Below are 21,991 nucleotides of genomic sequence, written 5' to 3' on the forward strand. Positions count from 1 at the left end.
GGTTTTATGATGGAACAACGTCAAGAGCTTAACGAGCTGGATCAGCTCCTTTCCAACCCCTTCTCTGATGAACAGGAAAGAAAATCCGAAACTGCGCCTGCTTTATTGGACCGTCTGCCGAAAGAACAACAGGCCAAGGCCAAACAACTTGCAGAGCAGATCGATTACAAGGACTACGAGGCTATACTGAAATATGGGACAGCAGCACAAAACCAGCTGTCGAGCTTCTCCCATTCCATGCTTGAGCATGTGCAGAAGAGGGATATCGGGCCGATCGGGGATGTATTGAGCGACCTTATGAAAAAATTGGAGCAGATGAATCCTGATGAACTGAATTCAAAGCAAAAAGGGATCTTCAAAAAATTGTTCCGGAAAGTATCCTCTTCGATCCAGGAGGTACTCTCTAAATATCAGAAGATCGGATCCCAGATCGATCGCATCTCTGTGAGACTGGAACATTCTCAAAAGACATTGCTCGATGACAACAGGCTGCTCGAAACACTTTATGATAAGAATAAGGATTATTTTCAGGCACTGAATATTTACATCGCCGCAGCGGAAATCAAACGGGATGAGATTCAGAACACCCTCCTTCCTTCGCTTAGGAGAAAAGCAGAGGAATCGGGTGACGAATTGATTTTCCAGGAAGTGAACGATACGATGCAGTTCCTGGACCGCCTCGACAAGAGGATCCACGACCTTAAACTGAGCAGGCAGATGACGATTCAATCCGCTCCGCAAATCCGTTTGATCCAGAATACCAATCAGGCTCTTGCGGAAAAGATCCAGGCGTCCATCCTTACTGCGATCCCGCTCTGGAAGAATCAAATTGCGATCGCCCTCACCCTTTTAAATCAGCAAAAAGCGGTGACGGCCCAGAAGCAGGTTTCCCAGACCACCAATGATCTTCTGTTGAAGAACTCGGAAATGCTGAAAACAAACAGTATCGAAACCGCTAGAGAAAATGAACGGGGCATCATCGATGTGGAAACCCTCAAGAAAACCCAGGAAAATTTAATCGCCACAATCGAAGAGACATTGACCATCCAGGCCGAAGGACGCCAGAAGCGCCTCCAGGCAGAACAGGATATGGCCGTGATGGAACAGGAGTTAAAACAAAAGCTGATGGAAATCAAAAAATAAGAGGTGCCCGCGGGCGCCTCTTATTTTTCTTCACTATTGACAATCTCATCGGTAATCGCATCATACTGCTTTTCTGCAAGGGTACTTGATATGATCTCTTCTTTTTCAAGTTTCGCAATGGCATCGTATTCGGCATAAAGGGCATGCTTTCTTAATGTTGATAGTTGTTTTTTCTTTAATTCCGGATATGTTTCATACAGTTCATTCAACTGTGCCCTTATGATATCAATTCTTTTTTTGTACATTTCCATCATTTCTTCAGAAACCGGGTCGGTGATATAGAGTTTCTGTTTCACTCTGTGAATCTCAGATATGGCCGTTTCATACCGATGAACATGGGATAACAGCTCCTGGAATTCACCATGTTCTCCCCCTTCGGCTTTTACACCCATCAACGAAATCAGCGGCTTTATGGTCAACCCCTGTACGACCAGGCTGAAAAGCACGACACTGAATGCAAGGATCAGCACGTCCTCCCTTGCCGGGAAGTCCCTAGGCAGACTGAGGACGAGAGCGACTGAGAGGGAACCCTTCAATCCGCCCCAATTCAAGATATGCTTCCAGTTGTGCGGAAAATTATTGATCAGCGACAGACTAGTATACACAGCGATACTCCTCGCAACCAGGACGATCCCAATCGCGGCAAAAATCAGCGGCCATTTATCAACAAGATCGATCCTGGTGATTTCGAGGCCGACCATCAGGAAAACAAGTGAATTCGCCAGTAATGCAGCGACGTCCCAGAAACTGCTGATGTTCAATTTTGTCGTCGGGCTCATACCGATTTTCCCGCCGTAGTTTCCGAAAATCAGGGCAGCGATCACGACGGCAATGACCCCTGATGCATGAACACTTTCTGCCATCAGGAAGGATCCGTAGAAAAGAATGATGCTGAATATGATTTCTAGCGGATAATCATCGAAGTATTTTGTAAGGACGGAAAATGCATATCCTAGTGAACCCCCGATGATGACTCCCAGCGATACAACCCGTATGAATTCCCATAGCCCGCTGCCTAGCCCAGCCCAGCCAGCGTCTATGTATGTGAGTAAATAGAACGCGGAAATATTAAATAATACCACGGCCAGCCCGTCATTGAATAAGCTCTCCCCTTCAATGACGACAGCGAGCCTCTTCTTTACCCCGACACTTTTAAAGATGGAAAGGACACTGACAGGGTCAGTCGCACTCATCAACGCACCGAACACGAATGCCGCCGGTACAGGAAGGTCAAAGAAATAATACGCCGAGAACCCGATGATCAAGAATGATAGAAACGTTCCTCCGAAGGCCAATGCCATTACAGGCTCTTTATTTGAATTCAATTGGGAATAAGGCAGCTTTAAAGCTGCCTCCCCAAGTAATGCAGGAAGGAAAAGGGTGATGATGACAAAGTTGAAAACCTCCCCTTCCGTAATGAAATCTTTAAGGGGTTCCAATACTGGAATATTAAATAGCCCGATCAATGCACCTATAATGACCAGTGCAATCGGGTAAGGCTGCTTCAGCTTTTTTGCGAATGCGGTGATACCTGCCGCAATCATAACCATTATCAGGCCCAATTCGAATATATGATGAAAATCGATTTCTTCCATGACGTCCCCTCCAATAAATACCATCATTCTCTTATGGTACATTAATTGCCTTTCTGGGAAAATCTAAACCTTATTTCAGCTTTGGTCACTGGCAGCCTCTTGCTGCTTCAAAGGTTTTTCAAAGGTTTATGCTTAATGGCAGAAGCCAATTCGCCATTGAGGATTTTGCCCCTGTCATGGAAAAGCTTCCACGCACCGGTTTTACGGCAACAACCTAAAGATTATTCGACAAGTGGCTTGAAAAACGTATAAAGTGGCTTGTAATTTTAAAATGCGGCTTGTAAATCTTGAAAGTGGCTCGTATATTTCCTTATGCAGGAATTTTGACGACTGGTGACAGCTCTTTCCCTGCTTTTAACCATGAAACCATCCACATTTTGAATCTTGAGACCCTTTTTTCTTACAAAAATTGAGTAAGTCGACCTAACATTGCTAAAAAGACCCATCGTCAAAACCGCTGATCATGTAACGAGCCCTGCACCTGTACCTTTTGAATCGGACTAAGGGTCACGGTCTGCCCTCAGAAAGCGAAATTCCGCACCCAAAACAAGAGCCGGTCCGGGCTATAAACATAATGACTACTCCTAAACATAAAAAAAACCCGAACTAATTACCCTCATGAAAAGGCAAATTAGTCCGGGCTTTCCCTTTCGCATCATCTTCATCAAGTCAGATGCTTTTATATAACAATTTCCGAAGCAGCGGGAATAACACATCCGGGAGTTCCTCGATCTCGGAAACAAGGATGCTGTAATTGCCGTATATGTTCTGGATGGTATTACGCTGTCCTTCATCAATCGGTCCATTCGATAGGAAAACGTTGATGACTTCTATTCCCTGCTTCCTTGCATCCAATACAGCTTCATGCGTATCGACGATCCCGTTTTGATCATATTCCATCGCTGCGGGTTCGCCGTCTGAAAAGACAAGCAGGAATTTCTGGTTTTCGTTCCTTCTTAATATCCGCTCGGTCATCAATCGAATGGCAAACCCGTCCCTGTTGTCTTCTTCAGGCTCGAGCTGCATGATTTCCGCTCCTGAGGCTGGCTTTAAAGAAGATGTGTAATCCAATACAGGCTTCAGATAGTTAGGCTGATGAGTCTTTGTTGCCCGATTGGTATCTTCCCAGAATCCGACCACTTCATGAGGTACGCGGACAGACTTCAGCGATTCATGAAATAAAGTGATTCCCTGCTTCGTTTGATCCATTTTATCGAACATCGAACCTGAGCAATCGACCAGGAGGGAGAAGACTGCATCAATTTCAGATGATGGGTTCTGTTTTTTATAGAACAGTCTTGGATTATCATCTGTCAAAAAGCGGAGCAGCTTCTTATTCAAGCGTCCGAAGTGCAAATCAGACCGGGGCTGGATCCGTTTATGCTCCAGCGTCTTTTCAATCATTTTTTTCAATTTTTTCTGTAAGGGAGCAATGGCAGATTTATAATTACCGTAAACACTCTGCTCTTCAGCTGTCGGTATGTCCGGGTAAAGGAAGTAAGGGAGGGCAAATCGATTATCCTTCCCGTACTTATTTTCCCCTCCGCCATTCAATTCTTCATGTTCTTTCTCTGCTGCTCTTACGTTTTGATATTGTTCTCTTTCGGTCTCTTGAGCTGACCCCTGCACCATCGCCAGGGCCTGGTCACCATCGTCGCCTTCGCGGACGCCTTCACCCATTAGGTCTGACTGCGAGCCCTGATCCAGATCGAACTGTAAAAAGGATTCACCTTTGTCTTCTGTTTCCCTGTGCCAGGTACGAAACTCTTCATCAATCACTTCTTCATCACCTGTGCTTTCTTCCTCAAGGACATCCTGATTCGCCAGTGGATCCTTTCGTTTAAGGTCCTCAAAGGTATCGACAGGAATATCATTTTGTTCATGTGCATCTTCAGGGAGATGAAAGTATTCATTGAGCATATCTTTCTTCACAATCTCCTCGACCACTTCAATGATCTGAAGGCAGATACCGACTACATCGGCGGTCGAATTCGTTTCGTAAAACCTTGTGATTGCTGACTGCATATATGGCATGGCCAAGTCGATTTCCTCATTAATTTCGGGTGCTTCCTCCAAAGGGGACTGGGCATTCAATAATAGAAATAAAGCATTGAACAATGAGTCAGTGAACACACTCTTGGTCAAATTCACTTTTAACTGTGCCTGAAAATATTGCCGGTACAGCTCTCTTCTTGTGTAGAATGCCTGTTTTGTCCCAGGTCTTTTGGATTTACAGATTTCCTCCAGGCGCAAATCCTCCCCCATGACAAACAACTGTTTTGCAAATTTTGGAATGGAAGTCTTCTTAATTTTCCGGATGTAGTTCCCCACTGCTTCATTATCCGTTTCAGATAAGTTTCCCACAGTTCGCAGATACACATCGCTTTTTAAGCCGTTGACTTCATCCATTCTTTTTCGATGATCCCAAAAATGGCTGACATAGACGATTTGCTGCTTATAATCAACATAAGAAAACGGACCGTATTTCAGTTCCATATCCCCGTTTCTGGCAAGTGTCTTCGCTAAATCCGCCATTTCCATAAATAAAAATGAGTCAATGGTTTCATCGTTAAATTGTATGAACCTTTCCATTATCGATCCCTCACTCAAACAAGGTTTCCGCTATATTTTTTATAGCCGCTTTCTCCCTCTCATCTTCCAGCTTATCAATGATACCGCGCTGGATGGCGCGCTTTGCCGGCAAGTAAACGGCAAGATCGCATGCATCGAGTAAGGCACGGATGGAAGCAGCCTCCTCTGAGACTTGACCGTTTTTCACCTGAACCAATAAATCAGAAGACAGCTCGACGAAAGTATGGATCAGCTTCTCATTTTTCAACTGGCTCTGACTTTTAATGACTTCCTTCAGAACGTCTCCTTCAATATACGGGACATCCACAACGACAAACCTGTTTTTCAATGCTTCATTCAAAGGAACTGTCCCTACATAACCCTCATTGATTGCTGCAATGACTCCGAATTCAGGAGCCGCTTTTATTACTTCTCCCGTGAATGGATTCGTGATGCTTCTCCGGTAATCAAGTACACCGTTCAATATCGGCAGGGTTTCGGGCTTGGCCATATTGATTTCATCAATATATAATAGATGACCTTTCTTCATTGCCTGGATTACAGGTCCTTCGATAAATTCAATTGAGTTTTTCCCGTTCTTTTCAGAAATCGTCTTATATCCGAGCAATGCTTCTGCATCCAGATCCACTGAGCAGTTAATGCTGTGCATCGGCTGCAAGAAAATGGAAGAAAGGGTATCGGACAACTTGGTCTTTCCTGAACCTGTCGGACCTTTCAGGAGCAGGTTCTTCCCCATTGATAATGAGATGATGCTGTCTTCAATAATGTGGCCGTCACTCGATGAGTATCCTCCCTCTCCGATCAGGAATCCATACTCTGTGCTGTTGAATTGGTCTCTTCTTTCATTTATGATTTCAATCACCGATTGCGGTAAAGTAGTTTCGTGATTCATCCATGACATCCTTTCAAATGGTCTACTAGACACATCATACATGTAAGAGCGCTTTCACTGCAAAAAAAGTATATCACGGGACTGCGGGGCATAACCGAAAAGCGGAGGCGGCTCGCCCAGAGACGACAAGCATAAGACGAGAACCCCGAAAAGGCGTTTTTTTGCCTTTTTCGGGTTCTTGGCTTATGACCTCGAGTCTCTAGCCACCGCAGCTGGACATTCGAAAAGCGGAGGCGGCTCGTTCAGGAGCGACAAGCATAAGAGAACTTACCGAAAGGCGCTCTTTGCCTTTTTGGTCAGTTTATCTTATGACCTCGAGCTCCTTGCCGCCTTAGCTGGACAATAAAAAACATCCTGGTCGGATGTTTAAAAAGTTTATACTGTAAAGTCCATGCGCGTAAAACTTCGATGAACGTGCATCCCTGCTTTTTGATAAACGATTGTCGCGTCTGTAAGGGATTCACTGTCTACGGATAGAGCTGCAGTGTTCATACCCCTTTCCTTCAGGATGGTGAATGCATGATGGAGCAGGATTGTTGCGTATCCTCTGTTCCTGCAGTCTTTTCGCACACCCAAATGGGTTATTTCACCCAGCCCCGACTCATCATTGACTGTGCACATAATAAAGCCGATCGGTTCATTCTCTTTTTTCAATAAAAACCAGAGGCTTGGATCAAATAGTTCCCTTTGAAATCTTTTCTTGAAATCTTCAAGGCTCGTTGGGTGGTAATCGAAATGATCGGAGAAAACCTCTTCAAATAACTCATGCAGCATTTCGGTTTCATCCAAACTGAAAGTCGACAATACCGGCCCATCCTCTTTATCTGGAAATTTCACGGTGTAGTCCGTTAAATCCATGTTCATTTGAAACCAGTGCCGGACGGGAGTGAAGCCATAATCTTCAAGAGTTTTGCTTTCCGTTTCAAGATTGGCAGATAAAACGATGACTCTTTCATCTCTCTCGTTCTCTTTTTTACTGACAGCTGAATGAACAAGCTCCTTCAGCAATTCATTCATTATAACACCCATCTCTTCTTCAGGGTAAACCATCAGAAGAGACGGAAGACGGTGGTCTTTTACGGTCAACAGTGAGAATCCGGCCAGCTTCCCGTCTTTCCAAAGGGCTTTACGGTCGTTTTCATCAATGGTCGTCAGTATTTCCCTTACTTCCAATTCGCTTGTCTGCCTCTCTCCGTAAACCTTCTCTTCATACTCCAAAAATAACTGAAAGATTGTTGGCAGATCTTCAAGCTTCGCAGGCCTGATTGTGTATGTATGCTCCCTCATTACGATCCCCCCAGAAAGTAAAAAGCTGATTCCCGTCCGTTTGAAGAAATCAGCTTTACGAAAATATTATTTTATTTCTTCGAAGTACTCTTTATAAAAGCCGCCCATTTTGCCGCTTTCATCGATTACAAAGTAGTAATCTTCAGATTCATTTTTCACTTCGTATTCTTTGCCGATTTCCAGCACATTCGCAACGGTGTATTTTTTGGCATCGGTATGTACACATTTCACTTTTTTCACTGCACTATTTTCTGTCCATGTATGATGTATCATCAGAATCCTCCTAAATGCGTTTGTATTCAGTATATTCTTCCCCAAAGATTTGTTCAACAGCAAACTTTCTGCAGTATCCATTCTCTTTTTAAGGATTTATCAAAAATCACCTGTAATGAATAGGCATGACATGGTATATTATAGGAGAATCCAAGTTGAAAGGCGCTATTCAATGAAAAAAGCAATGCAGCAGATTTTTATGATTTCCCTGCTTCTTCTCGCCTGGTATATGACTACCCACAGACCGTCAGAAGAACAGTTCTATGCCTGGCTTGAAGAGGAATATCAGATAGACTGTAAAGAGAAGGTATCGTGTACAAGAAAAGCCGAAGAAAATTCGGTGTACACATTGATTGAAACCGGCTCTACAATCAAAAAGGGATACTTACTGTTTAATACAGTAGGGAAAGTTTACGAGGATCAAAACGGCGATAGATTCACTATTAAGGCAATCGGGGTTTTTGGAGATTACTTCACGATCATTGATGATTCATCCCCACACAGTTAAACCGATTTAACGGATATCGTTAAATCGGTTCATTTATTTTCGATATCTGATTCTTTTCCTGAGGAATGAAGGATATTTTCTCTTTAACAATTTCAGCAGGAAGTATATCAGAATACAAGAAACAAGGACTCCAGCAACGATGCCTGCTTTTAAACTGACTTCTTCCACGATCCGGCGAAAACTCTTCGGAAAATACCTTCCAATCTGAAAGTATACAAGGGCCCATACAAAGGCAGAAGGGGCGGCATATATGATGAATTTTATAAGCGTTATGCCTTTAGCTGTGCCCGCGATATAAGGCATCACAAGTCGGACCCCGGGGATGAAATAACTTATTGAAATAGCGAATGACCCATATCTCTCAATCCAGTTTTCACCCTTTTCCATAAGGATCTGCATCTTCCCGTTTTTGAACTTCCGGATCATCAGTCTTGTTCCAAAACGGTCACCTGCAAAGTACCCGAATATACCATAGCTCAATAATCCGCTGTACATAAATAAAAACGAGGTGTAGGGATCGAAATGTCTCCACTCTGTAAGATATCCCGCGAAGGCAGCTGCTATCTCGTTCGGTACCGGTAACCCGAGGAATACAATCCAGCTGAATAGAAACATTGCGATATACCCGTATTGGTCCACCAGTTCAAGTAAGAAATCCATCTTACACCTCGTTTCTATCCAGGATGTAGTGCATTTTACACGTTTGAAATATGGACATTAGATGCTCCTGAGAACGATGAATTTGTGTGACTCATTCAGAAGTTTCGGGGTCTTTCAGTAAATTCTTGACCTGTTCTTCGACCATCCCCAAATCTATGAGCTGCTGCTGCAGCTTCGAATGATAGGCAGCACTTACATGGGGAAGGCTCCCTCTTAGAATTTCCCTGGCATAGTGTTCAGGGGGGAGTACTTCATCAAATTTCGTTTTAACAATAAATGTGAGGACATCTTGATAAACCTCTCCGCCTATCACTACATCCACGAAAGCCGCTCTGTACCAGCCGGGCGCGACTCCTTCTCTTGTAAACAGATACTCTACCGCGTCCTGGGGAATATCGTAAACGACTCCTTCCATCTTTCCGCCATCTTCAATGATATCTCCGCGTCCGCCGTCAGCCACTTTGAAAAGATACTTCATTGAGTATCCATCCAAGGAGCCCGCTCCCATACATTTTTTAAAATGATGATCCACTTTTGCAAGTTTAAAACGGTCGTCGTCCATACAGGATCCATAAGCAAAATACAATATCCTCTCCGGCTTTTCCTGAATGAATCGGTGAACCTTCCAATCGCCTGAGGAAATTTCGGTTTGGAATAATTTTCCTTCAAGCCCATAGTAAACAAATGCTTCAATCGGCCCGCGGTCCGTATTTACTTGCTGCAGCTGCCGGTTGTACAGGTTTTCCTCTCTGCCTTCTATATAATCCTCGATTTCATCGAGTTTGGCGAGCAGCTCTTCATTTATCTTATATATTTCGCCATAAACGGTCCCTTCCCCTTCTTTAAGGGCTGGGTATCCATTGCCGGTGTCATATAATGTGCCTTGGGTCCAAGCTTGTTCATATTGTAATGGTGCATCTTTTAAAAGTGAATGATTTTCTTCGTGCCTTCTTAATGTTCCGTAAACGAAAACGTTCAAGCTGTCTCTCCCCTTTATCTATAATGAATAGATTCATTTTATCAAATTCTGTTTGATTTTTCAGTGAAATGGTTTTACCGCTTTAATTGAAACCCTTTAAAAAAGAATAATGAAAAATTAAGTGAAGACTTATAGTACCGCTATTGATTTCCGTGCAAAACTCCGCTTTCCACGGGCGGTTGGTGAGCCTCCTCAGTCGTACCTCCCTGCGGGGTCTCACCTTACACGCTTTTTCCCGCAGGAGTCCGCGTTTTGCACTCCAATCAAACGCTATAAAAGAGTGAAAGTTATCACCATCACCCTGCATAATCTAGACAAATAGAAAATCCAAACTAATTTGAATCCTAAGATTCAACAAAATAGTTTGGATTTTTCTTGGCCTAACATTCTTATGTCTCTTTGTCTTTAAGAATGAACTTCAAAATTTATTTATCCCTTAGGTGTGATTGCTTGTTGGGCTTGTTCTTTTAGTTTGAATTTTTGGATTTTCCCTGATGCGGTCATTGGATAGGAATCTGTGAATTCAATGAACCTTGGAATCTTGTGACGTGAAATTTTTCCGTTGCAGTAATCTCTGATTTCACCGGTGGTTGCGGATTGCCCTTCTTTTAGAATGATCCAAGCCATTACTTCTTCACCGAACGTTTCATCCGGGATTCCGATTACCTGAACATCGAGTATTTTGGGATGCGAGTACAAAAACTCCTCAATTTCACGTGGGTAGATATTTTCACCGCCTCTAATGATCATATCCTTGAGCCTGCCAGTGATCCTGCAATAGCCGTACTCATCCATCACGGCCAGGTCCCCTGTGTGCAGCCATTCATCATCGTCGATGGCCGCTTTGGTCGCTTCTTCGTTTTTGTAATAGCCTTTCATTACGTGATATCCCCTGGTACAGAGCTCCCCCTGTGTCCCTGTGGGTACTTCAAGGTCGGTCCCCGGCTCCACAATTTTCACTTCCACGTTGGGAAGTGCCCTGCCGACTGTTTCCACCTTCAATTCAAGGGGATCATGGGTACGGGTCTGGGTGATGACCGGCGAGGATTCCGTCTGACCATAGGCGATGGTGATTTCCTCGGCACCCATTTTATTCATGACATCTTTCATGACTTCGATCGGACAGTTGCTTCCTGCCATGATCCCGGTTCTCAGACTGCCGAGGTCATATCGATCGAAATCAGGCAGATTCAATTCCCCGATGAACATGGTGGGAACCCCATGCAATGCCGTGCACTTTTCATCTTGTACGACCTGGAGTACTTGGGATGGATTGAATTCCTGCACGGGTATCATGGCAGCACCGACAGTCACACAAGCAAGCGTCCCCATCACGCAGCCAAAACAGTGAAAGAATGGGACTGGTATGCACAAGCGATCTTCATTGGTCAATCTCATACAGCCGGCGACATTATACGCGTTATTCACAATATTCGAGTGAGTCAGCATGACACCTTTTGGAAAACCGGTCGTCCCCGAGGTATACTGCATATTAATGACTTCCTGTGGCGCCAGGCTCCCCATCCTATTATCCAGAGATTCATCATCCACTTCTCTTCCCAGTGCCATGATTTCGTCCCACTTGAACGTGCCTGGAAATTTCTTATCTCCCATCACAATGACATTTTTTAATTTTGGCAGTTTTTCACTATGTAATTTGCCAGGTTCAGAGTCTTTTAATTCAGGACAGATCTCATAAAGCATTTTGATATACGAGGCACCCCGGTATTCTTCCATCAAGATGATGGTCGTGCTGTCAGACTGCCTTAACAGGTATTCGAGTTCAGCTGTGCGGTAATTTGTATTGACTGTTACCAGGACCGCTCCCATCTTACCTGTTGAAAACTGACTTAAGATCCATTCAGGTGTATTTGAAGCCCAAATGGCAATATGTTCACCCTTTTCGATGCCGAGCTTCATGAAACCCCTTGCTGCCTGTCTGCATTTCTCGTTCAATTCTTTATAAGTCCATCTTAAACCCCTGTCAGCATAAACCACTGCATCTTTGTTTGGCTGTATACGTGCTTTTTCTTCAAGCAGTTCCCCAATAGTGGTTTCCAGAATGTCCGTCAATTCAAATATCCCCCTTAGAATGGTATCGCTTACATTAAAAAATATTATATGCGTGTATATTATCACAAAAATTAAAATTTTCAAACTAATATAAATTAAAAAAAGATCAAACTATTTCTTTAGACAAATAACCAAATATATAAACGCCTTTCTACAAAATATCTTAAAATGCTACTTTTGAAGGAATTTAATAAAAACTCTTTTCAAATAGGCAGTTTCTATGTAAAATATAGAGAAAATATAGAAAATTCTATATTTTAAACATTCCTAGGAGGTTGGTCATGAAAATCTTAAGTAATGAACAGTTAGTGGCAGCTTATCGCGATGCTGAGAAGCAAGGGAATGATCAAGATTGGATTCAATTATTAAGAAAAGAGATCCGCACTCGAGGGTTGAAGCCTTTTAGGAAATCATGACAACCGTAACCAAGATAAAATAAAAACAAATGATTCTCATCCCCTGAGAATAGTTGGTTGACAGACTCCTGCCAGGAGTCTGTCTTTTTCATGTTCACTCCGTGATGTCCCGTTTTTTCGAATATTGTTTCTCCAGATGCTTCATTTGGCTGTAATCGAGTAATCCTATCTTATTCAATATATAAGCACAGTATATCAGTCTCTTTGCTCGCCGGTCCTTCATGATTCCACCCCTTTTTACCCAAGGAAAAATATTTTCCTATTTCTATATTTTATGCATATAGTAAAAATCAGTGTGGCCTGTCACAAAAAAAAAACCGGTACACACGAAGCGTACCGGCAAACACATTCATCTATATTCAGTAAGGTAAAACTTATCCTTCAAGCAGTAAATCTTCAGGGTTTTCAAGAAGGTTCTTGATTGTAGCCAGGAATCCTACCGCTTCTTTCCCGTCAATGATTCGGTGATCATAGGAAAGCGCGATATACATCATTGGGCGGTTCTCCATGTTCTCTTTGTCGATCGCTACAGGTCGGAGCTGGATTGTATGCATTCCCAGGATACCTACCTGAGGTCCGTTTAAGATCGGTGTGGATAATAACGAACCAAATACTCCCCCGTTGGTGATGGTGAAGGATCCGCCTTGAAGATCGGACAGTGCAAGCTTGTTATTTCTTGCTTTTGTCGCAAGCTCCATGATTTCGCCTTCAATTTCTGCAAAGTTCTTGCGGTCGCAATTTCTTACAACCGGTACTACAAGACCATCATCCGTTGATACAGCAACACCTACATCGTAATACTTCTTAAGGACGATTTCATCGCCGTCAATTTCTGCATTAACGTAAGGATATTTTTTCAGCGCCGCTGTTACAGCTTTTGTGAAGAAGCTCATGAATCCAAGACGAACATCATGATCTTCAAAGAATTTGTCTTTTTTACGCTTTCTCAATTCCATGACGGCAGACATGTCAATTTCATTGAAAGTGGTCAGCATTGCAGCTGTCTGTTGTACTTCTACAAGACGCTTCGCAATGGTCTGTCTTCTGCGGGACATTTTTTCACGAACGACCGGCTTACCGTCATCTTTCTTGGCAGGAGCTTTCTTTGCTTCCTGAGCAGGCTTAGCAGGCGCGGATGCCGGCTTGTTCTCATACGCTTCGATATCTTGCTTTCTCACTCTTCCAAGCGGGTCGGTAGGTACTTGAGAAAGGTCGATTCCTTTTTCACGCGCAAGCTTACGGGCTGCAGGAGAAGCGATCGGACGATTCTTTTTATCGTCTTTTGATGCAGGAGCTTCTTCTTTAGGAGCTTTCTCCTCAGCTTTTTCCTGCTGCTGTGGTTCCTCTTTTTCTTCTTTTTTGTCTGCAGGTGCCGGAGCTTCCCCGCCTGCTCCCACAATTGCGATGACCTGACCAACCTCTACAGTGTCACCTTCATCGGCTTTTAGTTCTTGAATGGTGCCCGCTTCTTCAGAAATCACTTCTACATTTACTTTATCTGTTTCTAGTTCTACGATGTACTCGCCTTTTTCAACATAATCGCCAGGCTGCTTCAACCATTGAGCAATCGTACCTTCTGTAATTGATTCTGCCAATTCTGGAACTTTGATTTCTGCCACTGTGATGTCCTCCTCTTTCTTATCGAGTTAACGCTTCGTTAATGATACGTGCTTGTTCTTTTTTGTGTACAGTAGGTTCCCCTTCAGAAGGACTAGAACGTCTTCTGCGTCCTACATATTGAACGTCAACGCCTTCTGATGCCAAGTCACGCAGTCTTGGTTCAACAAATGTCCATGCTCCCATATTCTTCGGTTCTTCCTGGATCCAGACCAATTCTTTCAGGTTAGGATATCTTCCAAGGATTTCTTCCATATCATTTTTAGGGAACGGATAAATTTCTTCAAGTCTAAGTATATGAAGCCAATCCGTTTCATCCATGCCCTGCAGCTTTTCTTCAAGGTCGATTGCAATCTTACCGCTGCCGATTACAATCCGCTCTACAGCTTCACGGTTTTCTCCCAATCCTTTTTGCTCGAGTACTGAATGGAATTCTCCCTCTGCAAGCTCTTCCGCAGTTACGGATGCGAATTGATTACGAAGCAGGCTCTTAGGCGTCATGATAACAAGAGGCCTGACTTCTTCTTTTTGAAGGATAGCTGCCTGGCGTCTCAGTACGTGAAAATACTGCCCTGCAGTCGAGCAGTTGGCGACTGTCCAGTTATACTCTCCGCCCAACTGAAGGAATCTCTCAAGACGGGCACTTGAGTGTTCAGGACCCTGACCTTCATATCCGTGTGGAAGAAGCATGACAAGACCTGTTTTCTGACCCCACTTGGCGCGGCCGGCTGAAATGAACTGATCGAACATGACTTGTGCCATATTAGAGAAATCACCGAATTGAGCTTCCCAAAGAACGAGGGTCTCAGGTGCAAAAACATTATAGCCGTACTCATACCCGACAACCGCTGTTTCAGTCAAAGGGCTGTTATGGACGACGAACGATGCATTGCTTTCCGCAATATGGTGCAGCGGGATGTATTCTTCCCCTGTTTTTTCATCATGCAGGACAAGGTGGCGCTGTGCGAATGTACCGCGCTCAGAGTCCTGGCCGGTCAATCGGATCGGGGTGCCGTCTTTAAGGATGGATGCAAATGCGAGTGTCTCTGCATGTGCCCAGTCGATTTTCCCCTTGCCTTCAAAGGCCTGGCTGCGTCTTTGCAGGATCTTTCCGAGCTTCTTGAACACATTGAAACCTTCCGGCCATTGAAGCAGCTCTTCATTAATATGCTTCAGCTTATCGAATTCCACGGTTGTGTTAAGTTCCGGCAGACCGTTTGCCACGTCTTCCGGAGGTGCAAGGACAGTATCTGGATCTTCATCCTTCGCCGGGACCTTATCGTAGGCCGCCTTCAGCACTTCTTCCACTTCTGAGTCCATTTTTTCGACTTCCTCCTGAGAGATGATCTCGTCGGAAATCAGTTGTTCAGCGTACAGTTTTTTGACATTCGGATGATTCTGGATGATGGAATACATCTGAGGATTCGTCACCATCGGTTCATCCATCTCGTTGTGACCGAATCTGCGGTACCCGATAAGGTCGATGACGAAATCCTTGCCGAATGTTTTACGATATTCATAGGCTAAGACGGCAGCTGCCAGACAAGCTTCCGGATCATCTGCATTTACGTGCACAATTGGCACTTCAAAGCCCTTTGCTGTGTCAGAAGCATATTTAGTAGAACGGGAATCACGGCTCTCCGTGGTGAATCCGATCATATTATTCGCGATAAGGTGGATGGATCCGCCTGTATTATATCCGCGCAGCCTGCTCATATTTAATGTTTCTGCAACGACTCCCTGTCCAGGGAATGCTGCATCTCCATGAATCATGACCGCATAGGATGTTTCGGATGATTGGACTGGATATCCGTTTTCTTCCCGGTTCTCCTGTGCAGCACGTGTATAGCCGGCAACGATCGGGCTCACTACTTCCAAATGGCTCGGATTATTCGCCAATGTCACGCGTGCTCTTGCAGTCGGCATGGCCTGCGGGGAGATTTCCCTGTCTGCTCCAAGATGATACTTGACATCTCCTGTCCATCCGAAAGTGATGCCGATGGAACCTTCTGATGGAATCAGGTCTTTACTTGGTGCATGCTGGAATTCAGCAAAGATCATTTCGTACGGCTTGCCGATTACATGTGCAAGGACATTCAGCCTTCCGCGGTGAGCCATACCGATATTCACCGTCTTCGCTCCTGCTTCAACGGAATAGCGGATCAACTCATCGAGTAAAGGCACCATGGTGTCCAAACCTTCGATCGAGAAGCGCTTTTGTCCAACGAATGTGCGGTGGACATATTTTTCAAATCCATCCACTTCGGCCAGGCGTTTTAATAAGGACACTTTCTGTTCTTTGGACAAAGGTGAAAAATATGAACCTGACTCGATTTTTTCCCTGAGCCAGTTCTTTTCTTCCAGCTCATGAACATGTGCATATTCGAATGCAAGTTTCCTTGTGTAAACTTCTTTCAAATGATTCACTGCCTGAAGGCCGTCTTTGATACGGGACGGTGCATCAGGGCATAGGAACTCAACCGGGATGTTCTTCAGGTCTTCCTCGGTCAAGTCGAACTCTGAAAGTTCGATTCTTCTTGTATCTTTATTGCGGTCATTGAGCGGGTTGATGTCAGCAGCCAAATGACCATATGTACGGATATTATCTGCAAGCTTGACGGCTGCGACCATTTTGCTAAGCGCCGTCGGCTGGGCAGGCAGAGTAAATGAAGCGTCTGCTTTCTGCGCACTTGCCATCACTGCAGCATCTTCAGCAGTAGGAGGCCCCCATTGTTCAAATAACTCCCTCAGTTCAGGGTCTACTTCAGATGGATCCTCAAGAAATTGTTCATAGACCTCCATCACGTAGCCCAGATTTGGTCCATAAAAGGAATGCCATGGCTCGCCTTGGTTTGTCGATTGCTTTTTCATTTTGAAAAACCTCCAACTATTTGCCAGTTAGTATAATTTGGGTATCAGGTATCCTTCCACTTACAATTTCTGAAAATTGTTATGCAAGAATAATATTATTTAAGCACTAAAACGCTTACAGAGATATTTTATCACTGTGAAGTAGTAAGTTAAAGTCTTTATGACAAATTTCTTAAAATTTTGTGTTCGACTTAATCCTATACTCATTTACTTATATTCCCATAATGATTTGTGAAAAACTTCATATAAAATGGACTATTTTGAAATAACTTTTTATTAAGCGCTTTCTTCTCCACCCTCTTATAATCGTTACTCGGGTAACTTTTTTCATAAACCATCTTACTACTCTTACTAAAAAAAACCAAATACTTTTTATCAAATTCTGTCTTTTTTATTGAATGTTAGAATTCTATAGTGCAAGCTTTAATATCCCATTCCCTCAAACCGGAATGATTAATCCTTCTTCACCTGAACTCTTCGCCCATTTCTGCATACGATATATCAACCAATACTGTTTATAACGGACTGTCTAAGTAAGATCGTGTGCGCCAAAGAAAGGTGATGCTTATGTTTCCATGGAGCTTGTTCCCGTTCAATAAAGACATGAAGGAACAAATGAATAACATGAACCCTAAAGAAATTGACTCTTATGTACAGAATATGATGAAAAATATGTTTCCAGGTGGTTGGAGCAGTATGATGAACCCAAATGAAGCAATGAAAGGCCACCAGCCTTTCATTCATCCGATGGAGAGCGAACCTCCACAACGCGATCAAGGAACCCCTTCTCAGCAAAATCAAATCCCTATTAATATATTTGAAACGTTTGAGGATGTTTATATCCGGATGAAGATCCCCAATGAAGACTGGATGAAACAGATGAAGATTTATCACACATCCAACCAGGCAATCATAGAGAATATACCCGAACAGGGAGACCGGCAGGTTCTGACACTTCCTTCACTTGTTAAGAAAAAAGGAGCGATGGCGCAATATAAGGATGGGGTGCTTGAATTAAAAATCCCGAGAAGCGTCGATATGCAGTACACAGAAATAGACGTCTCAGAAAAATACTGAGACGTCTATTTCTCTTCCTCGAGTTTTGCTGCCCGTTTCAATGAAACACGTATAATTGTTCCAGCAGGTTCATTCCTCGAAGCTTCAATTGTACCGCCATAGTTATAGATCAGTTTGGAGGCAATTGCCAGCCCCAGTCCGTAACCGCCTTTTTCCCTGCTTCTCGCTTTATCCACACGGTAAAAACGGTCAAACACCTTTTGCAGGTCTTCTTCAGGTATTCCGATCCCTTCATCCTTCACTTCAAGTACAAGCAGCTTGTCCTGTTCGTACATCCGGACCTCTACCCGGGTCCGTGTTTCGGAGTATTTCACCGCATTATCCAGTAAGATGACCAGTATTTGTTCCAGATGCCTCTTTAACATAAATGCCTCTGCAGTCTCCTTGAGATCATCCCTGAGTTCGAAATCATAGTCCTGGTGAAGGAATGTAAAATCACGGATGATTTTGCGTGAAACTTCTTTAATATTGACTTTGGCATTTTCATAATCCGCCAGTTCACGGTCGGCCTTTGATAACTCAAGCAGTTCTCCCACTAGGCGTTTGACTCTGTCAAGCTCCTCGAGGGAAACCTGTAATGATTCCTCCAGGATCGAAGGGTCCTTTTTCCCCCACCTGTTCAGTAAGGAGAGATGTCCCTCCAGGACCTGGATGGGGGTCCTTAATTCATGGGAGGCATCTTCCACAAACTGCTGCTGCTGCCTGAATGACCTCTCTATTTCGATCATCATCTTATTGAAGATTTGAGAAAGCTCACTGATTTCATCATGAGCGTTCGTCGCTTCCACTCTTCGTTGAAACCCATTCCTTTCAATGGAGCGCATGGCCTCTGATAATTTATTCAACGGCCTTATGAAATTCCGTGCCATTAAGTAGCCAAGCAGCGCACTTAATAATAATGCTGCAACCCCGGTGAAGGACATCATCCAGAAGAGGTTTTTCATGATACTTTCATAACGATTCAGGGGCTGGATGATTTCTACGTATCCATTGAATTGATTTGAAAGAATAGGAGAATGGCCGATAAGGATTTTTTTATCATCGGTTTCGATCAACTTTACTTCTTTATCTCTGACCGGCTGGAAAGGAATATAAAAAGCAGGCTCATTTTCCCCTCTGATTTCCAAGGCCTGCTTCCCCTGACGGTCCAATATCCTGATTGTTTGATCTTTTTCTGCAATTTGCTTCATGAGGTCTCTGCTTTCATAAATATCCTCAAGCTTCACATTTTGCCCGCGCTGTTTGAAGAATACGGTGATTTCATCAAGGACCCTGCTGAAGTTATTCTCTTCTTCATCAAGCATCCATTTGTTAATGGCATGATATTGGAAGAAGCTGAATAGAAAGAAAGCTAGAAATATGGCGGACCCCGCTGCCAAAGCCCATTTGACCTTCAGTGACGTCGGTTTGATCCACCTCTTTAACTTTTTCATGATCTCATCACATATCCAGTGCCGCGGACCGTCTGGATGATGCTTTCCTCTTCCGGAGAGTCAAGTTTATTCCGTAAATACCTGACATAGACGTCCACGACATTGGTTTCGACTTCCGTATCGTATCCCCATACTTTATTCAGAAGGACTTCCCTTGTCAGGACAATATTCTTGTTTTCCAGGAAGGCAAGCAATAAATCGTATTCTCTCTTTGTCACTTCTATTTCGCTGCCTTCCTTGAATACCTGTCGTGATTCCTTATACACAGTCAGGTTGTTGTGAACATATGATGTTACGGGCGACTGCGGGACATCATTCTGTGTCCTCCGGAAAACGGCGCGGAGCCTTGCGAGCAGCTCTTCGATTGCAAAAGGTTTTACGATATAATCATCTGCTCCGCTGTCGAGGCCGGAGACTCTGTCCATTACACTGTCGCGCGCTGTGATCATCAGGATCGGCGTCTCCTTGCTCTGCCGGATTCTTCGGCAGACCTCCAATCCATTGAGCCCGGGAAGCATGAGGTCCAGCAGGATCACATCCCACTCTTCATTCAATGCCATGTCCAGCCCGTCCCTGCCTGTAAACGCAAGACCGATTTCATATCCTTCATATTTAAGCTCAAGTTCTATAAAACGTGATAGGTTTTTTTCATCTTCGATTAATAAAACTTTTTTCATTTACTCACCTGCTATATCTCTGATCCGTTTATTTCTTTGAAAAAAAATCATAAAAGGCATGGAAAATCTCAATTCCCTGAAACGTAAACAACGTCAAAGCCGTGATGCTGAAAAACAGGATGGGTATGAAGCGTATGAACATCATCATATCATTACCTCCCTTTTTTGCTCTAAGTTCATCATGCTCCCTTAATATTAAAATCTGATGAGAAGATGATAAAATTCCGCTAAAATAAGGAGTTTACATAATAAATTTATAATCTACTTATCCTCAAGTTATGAAAATGTTTACGCTGCAACCTGTGTTTAACTGTTTTCATTAAGTGGTACATATACCCATATACTGTATTATCCCTGTTATGAAAGGAATGATGTCGGTGACTTTCTGGATCTCTTTATTTGTGTCATTATTGATACTATTTGCCATTGCTGAGGAAATCATTTATTTTATACTTCGTACAAAGGTTATTAACGATAACCACCCAGCTGAAGAAGGAAAAATAAAAACCCTGTACAAAAAGGTCAAATTAAAGCTTAGTCCTTCCTAGGATCAAGCTTTTTCTTTTTACTATACATACTTATGATAAGATAATAAACAATTATATTGCATTAAAAGCTCAAGAAAGAAAGGATGCTTGTGATGAAAATCGATTTGAATTGTGATTTGGGAGAGAGCTTCGGGGCATACACGATTGGGCAGGATGAAGAGATGATGAAGTATGTAGACTCTGTCAATATAGCATGCGGCTTTCATGCGGGTGACCCTGTGGTGATGATGAAAACGGTGGAGCAGGCACTCTCGCATGGACTTAAGATCGGGGCTCACCCCGGCCTGCCGGACCTGCAGGGTTTCGGGCGCAGAAGTATGGCCCTCAATCCACAAGAAGCGTATTCACTGATTTTATATCAAGTTGGTGCACTGCAGGCGATTGTAAAGGCAAAAGGGGGGACGCTATCGCATGTGAAACCTCATGGCGCATTATATAATATGGCTGCCAAGGACGCTGAACTGTCCCAGTCAATTGCAAAGGCTGTACGTGATATCGATGATTCCCTCATATTATTCGGCCTCTCAGGAAGTGAATTGACGAGCGCAGGGAATGAGGCCGGGCTTACGGTCGCCCATGAAGTATTCGCGGACCGCACATATCAGTCGGACGGCAGCCTCACCCCGAGATCGCTTCCGAATTCCGTACTTCATGATGCAGATAAGGTGGAAGAACAAGTGATGAGGATGGTCAAAAGACAGGAAGTGGTCACGGCAAGCGGTGAAGTCATTTCAATACAGGCAGATACAATCTGTCTTCACGGAGATAACATAGAAGGTGTAAGCCTGGCCAGGAGATTAAAGGAAAAATTGAGCTGAATGCTCAAGGAAGGAGATTGACAGATGAAAATAATGGAACTGGAAACCAGCAAGCGCGATGAAATGATAGAAGTCACTGACCGTGTTCAGGAGTTTGTAGATAAATCCGGTATATCAAACGGAGCAGTCATTATACAATCCCTTCATACCACTGCGGGCATTACAGTCAATGAGAATGCCGACCCCGATGTCAAGACTGATTTTATCAGGCGCCTGGATGAAGTCTATCCCTGGAATCATACCAAGGACCTTCATGGGGAAGGCAATACGGCTGCGCATTTGAAAACGAGCACGACAGGTCATTCACAGACAGTCCTTGTTAAGGATGGACGGTTACTGCTGGGGACCTGGCAAGGGATTTATTTCTGTGAGTTTGACGGCCCCCGGCATCGAAAAATGGCTGTGCAAATTATGGAATCCTGACTTTTTCAAAAAAGACCTCGTTTTAAACGGGGTCTCAGCTTGTAGACAAAGTCTAAGAATTAGACCAAGTCTACAAGCTTTTTTTGTATAATAGAAAAGAATAAAGCTT

At 43.7% G+C, this 21,991-nt stretch carries 19 protein-coding genes; 6 read left to right on the forward strand and 13 right to left on the reverse strand.

The window, feature by feature from the left end:
- Window positions 1–6 precede the first annotated feature (6 nt).
- On the forward strand, window positions 7–1,143 hold the full coding sequence (locus ACKA06_RS17195; RefSeq protein WP_058297500.1) for a toxic anion resistance protein: 1,137 nt from the start codon (window positions 7–9) through the stop codon (window positions 1,141–1,143).
- 20 nt (window positions 1,144–1,163) lie between these two features.
- Here the strand turns inward: ACKA06_RS17195 and ACKA06_RS17200 are convergent, their stop codons facing one another.
- The 5 genes from ACKA06_RS17200 to ACKA06_RS17220 form a co-directional block, all read right to left on the reverse strand.
- On the reverse strand, window positions 1,164–2,738 hold the full coding sequence (locus tag ACKA06_RS17200) for a cation:proton antiporter (protein ID WP_058297501.1): 1,575 nt from the start codon (window positions 2,736–2,738) through the stop codon (window positions 1,164–1,166).
- 669 nt (window positions 2,739–3,407) lie between these two features.
- Window positions 3,408–5,330, reverse strand: a complete 1,923-nt coding sequence (locus ACKA06_RS17205) for a vWA domain-containing protein (RefSeq protein ID WP_197671163.1) — start codon at window positions 5,328–5,330, stop codon at window positions 3,408–3,410.
- A 10-nt stretch (window positions 5,331–5,340) separates the two neighbouring features.
- The gene (locus tag ACKA06_RS17210; protein ID WP_411160258.1) at window positions 5,341–6,231 is read right to left on the reverse strand and encodes an ATP-binding protein; all 891 of its coding nucleotides are present in this window, start codon (window positions 6,229–6,231) and stop codon (window positions 5,341–5,343) included.
- A 366-nt stretch (window positions 6,232–6,597) separates the two neighbouring features.
- On the reverse strand, window positions 6,598–7,509 hold the full coding sequence (locus tag ACKA06_RS17215; RefSeq protein ID WP_411160259.1) for a GNAT family N-acetyltransferase: 912 nt from the start codon (window positions 7,507–7,509) through the stop codon (window positions 6,598–6,600).
- Window positions 7,510–7,575: 66 nt separating this feature from the next.
- Window positions 7,576–7,782, reverse strand: a complete 207-nt coding sequence (locus tag ACKA06_RS17220; RefSeq protein WP_032088101.1) for a DUF6501 family protein — start codon at window positions 7,780–7,782, stop codon at window positions 7,576–7,578.
- A 172-nt stretch (window positions 7,783–7,954) separates the two neighbouring features.
- Between ACKA06_RS17220 and ACKA06_RS17225 the strand changes: the two genes are divergently transcribed.
- Entirely contained in the window at window positions 7,955–8,290 is a 336-nt protein-coding gene (locus ACKA06_RS17225) for a hypothetical protein (protein ID WP_411160260.1), read from the forward strand.
- 33 nt (window positions 8,291–8,323) lie between these two features.
- Here ACKA06_RS17225 and ACKA06_RS17230 read toward each other — a convergent pair whose 3' ends face one another.
- The 3 genes from ACKA06_RS17230 to ACKA06_RS17240 all read right to left on the reverse strand — a co-directional run bounded on the left by ACKA06_RS17230 (window position 8,324) and on the right by ACKA06_RS17240 (window position 11,993).
- The gene (locus ACKA06_RS17230; RefSeq protein ID WP_411160261.1) at window positions 8,324–8,950 is read right to left on the reverse strand and encodes a DedA family protein; all 627 of its coding nucleotides are present in this window, start codon (window positions 8,948–8,950) and stop codon (window positions 8,324–8,326) included.
- Window positions 8,951–9,041: 91 nt separating this feature from the next.
- On the reverse strand, window positions 9,042–9,929 hold the full coding sequence (locus ACKA06_RS17235; protein ID WP_214871729.1) for a gamma-glutamylcyclotransferase: 888 nt from the start codon (window positions 9,927–9,929) through the stop codon (window positions 9,042–9,044).
- A gap of 429 nt (window positions 9,930–10,358) precedes the next feature.
- On the reverse strand, window positions 10,359–11,993 hold the full coding sequence (locus tag ACKA06_RS17240; RefSeq protein WP_411160265.1) for an AMP-binding protein: 1,635 nt from the start codon (window positions 11,991–11,993) through the stop codon (window positions 10,359–10,361).
- A 290-nt stretch (window positions 11,994–12,283) separates the two neighbouring features.
- On the opposite strand from ACKA06_RS17240, the gene sda reads away from it, so the two are divergent.
- Window positions 12,284–12,418 carry a sporulation histidine kinase inhibitor Sda gene (gene sda, locus ACKA06_RS17245; RefSeq protein ID WP_032088099.1) on the forward strand — a complete coding sequence of 45 codons (135 nt, stop codon included), beginning with the start codon at window positions 12,284–12,286 and terminating at the stop codon, window positions 12,416–12,418.
- Window positions 12,419–12,512: 94 nt separating this feature from the next.
- Here the strand turns inward: sda and ACKA06_RS17250 are convergent, their stop codons facing one another.
- From ACKA06_RS17250 to ACKA06_RS17260, 3 genes are all read right to left on the reverse strand, one after another.
- Window positions 12,513–12,641: a hypothetical protein gene (locus tag ACKA06_RS17250; RefSeq protein WP_411160262.1), complete on the reverse strand. Its 129-nt coding sequence runs from the start codon at window positions 12,639–12,641 to the stop codon at window positions 12,513–12,515.
- 151 nt (window positions 12,642–12,792) lie between these two features.
- Window positions 12,793–14,037: a 2-oxoglutarate dehydrogenase complex dihydrolipoyllysine-residue succinyltransferase gene (gene odhB, locus ACKA06_RS17255; RefSeq protein WP_058297505.1), complete on the reverse strand. Its 1,245-nt coding sequence runs from the start codon at window positions 14,035–14,037 to the stop codon at window positions 12,793–12,795.
- A 19-nt stretch (window positions 14,038–14,056) separates the two neighbouring features.
- Window positions 14,057–16,906 carry a 2-oxoglutarate dehydrogenase E1 component gene (locus tag ACKA06_RS17260; RefSeq protein ID WP_411160263.1) on the reverse strand — a complete coding sequence of 950 codons (2,850 nt, stop codon included), beginning with the start codon at window positions 16,904–16,906 and terminating at the stop codon, window positions 14,057–14,059.
- Window positions 16,907–17,473: 567 nt separating this feature from the next.
- Here ACKA06_RS17260 and ACKA06_RS17265 point away from each other — a divergent pair.
- The gene (locus tag ACKA06_RS17265; RefSeq protein ID WP_032088096.1) at window positions 17,474–17,983 is read left to right on the forward strand and encodes an Hsp20/alpha crystallin family protein; all 510 of its coding nucleotides are present in this window, start codon (window positions 17,474–17,476) and stop codon (window positions 17,981–17,983) included.
- A 5-nt stretch (window positions 17,984–17,988) separates the two neighbouring features.
- Here the strand turns inward: ACKA06_RS17265 and ACKA06_RS17270 are convergent, their stop codons facing one another.
- The gene (locus ACKA06_RS17270; protein ID WP_032088095.1) at window positions 17,989–19,416 is read right to left on the reverse strand and encodes a HAMP domain-containing sensor histidine kinase; all 1,428 of its coding nucleotides are present in this window, start codon (window positions 19,414–19,416) and stop codon (window positions 17,989–17,991) included.
- Complete coding sequence (locus tag ACKA06_RS17275; RefSeq protein ID WP_032088094.1) at window positions 19,413–20,093, reverse strand: response regulator transcription factor; 681 nt, start codon at window positions 20,091–20,093, stop codon at window positions 19,413–19,415. The genes ACKA06_RS17270 and ACKA06_RS17275 overlap by 4 nt, the downstream gene beginning before the upstream one ends.
- Before the next feature lie 637 nt (window positions 20,094–20,730).
- On the opposite strand from ACKA06_RS17275, the gene ACKA06_RS17280 reads away from it, so the two are divergent.
- Both ACKA06_RS17280 and ACKA06_RS17285 read left to right on the forward strand, forming a co-directional pair.
- Window positions 20,731–21,459, forward strand: coding sequence for a 5-oxoprolinase subunit PxpA (locus tag ACKA06_RS17280; protein WP_032088397.1), 729 nt, complete (start codon window positions 20,731–20,733; stop codon window positions 21,457–21,459).
- 24 nt (window positions 21,460–21,483) lie between these two features.
- The gene (locus ACKA06_RS17285; RefSeq protein WP_198257351.1) at window positions 21,484–21,882 is read left to right on the forward strand and encodes a secondary thiamine-phosphate synthase enzyme YjbQ; all 399 of its coding nucleotides are present in this window, start codon (window positions 21,484–21,486) and stop codon (window positions 21,880–21,882) included.
- Window positions 21,883–21,991: the final 109 nt, after the last annotated feature.

This window comes from Rossellomorea oryzaecorticis, from assembly GCF_045897515.1.
Classification (GTDB): domain Bacteria; phylum Bacillota; class Bacilli; order Bacillales; family Bacillaceae_B; genus Rossellomorea; species Rossellomorea enclensis.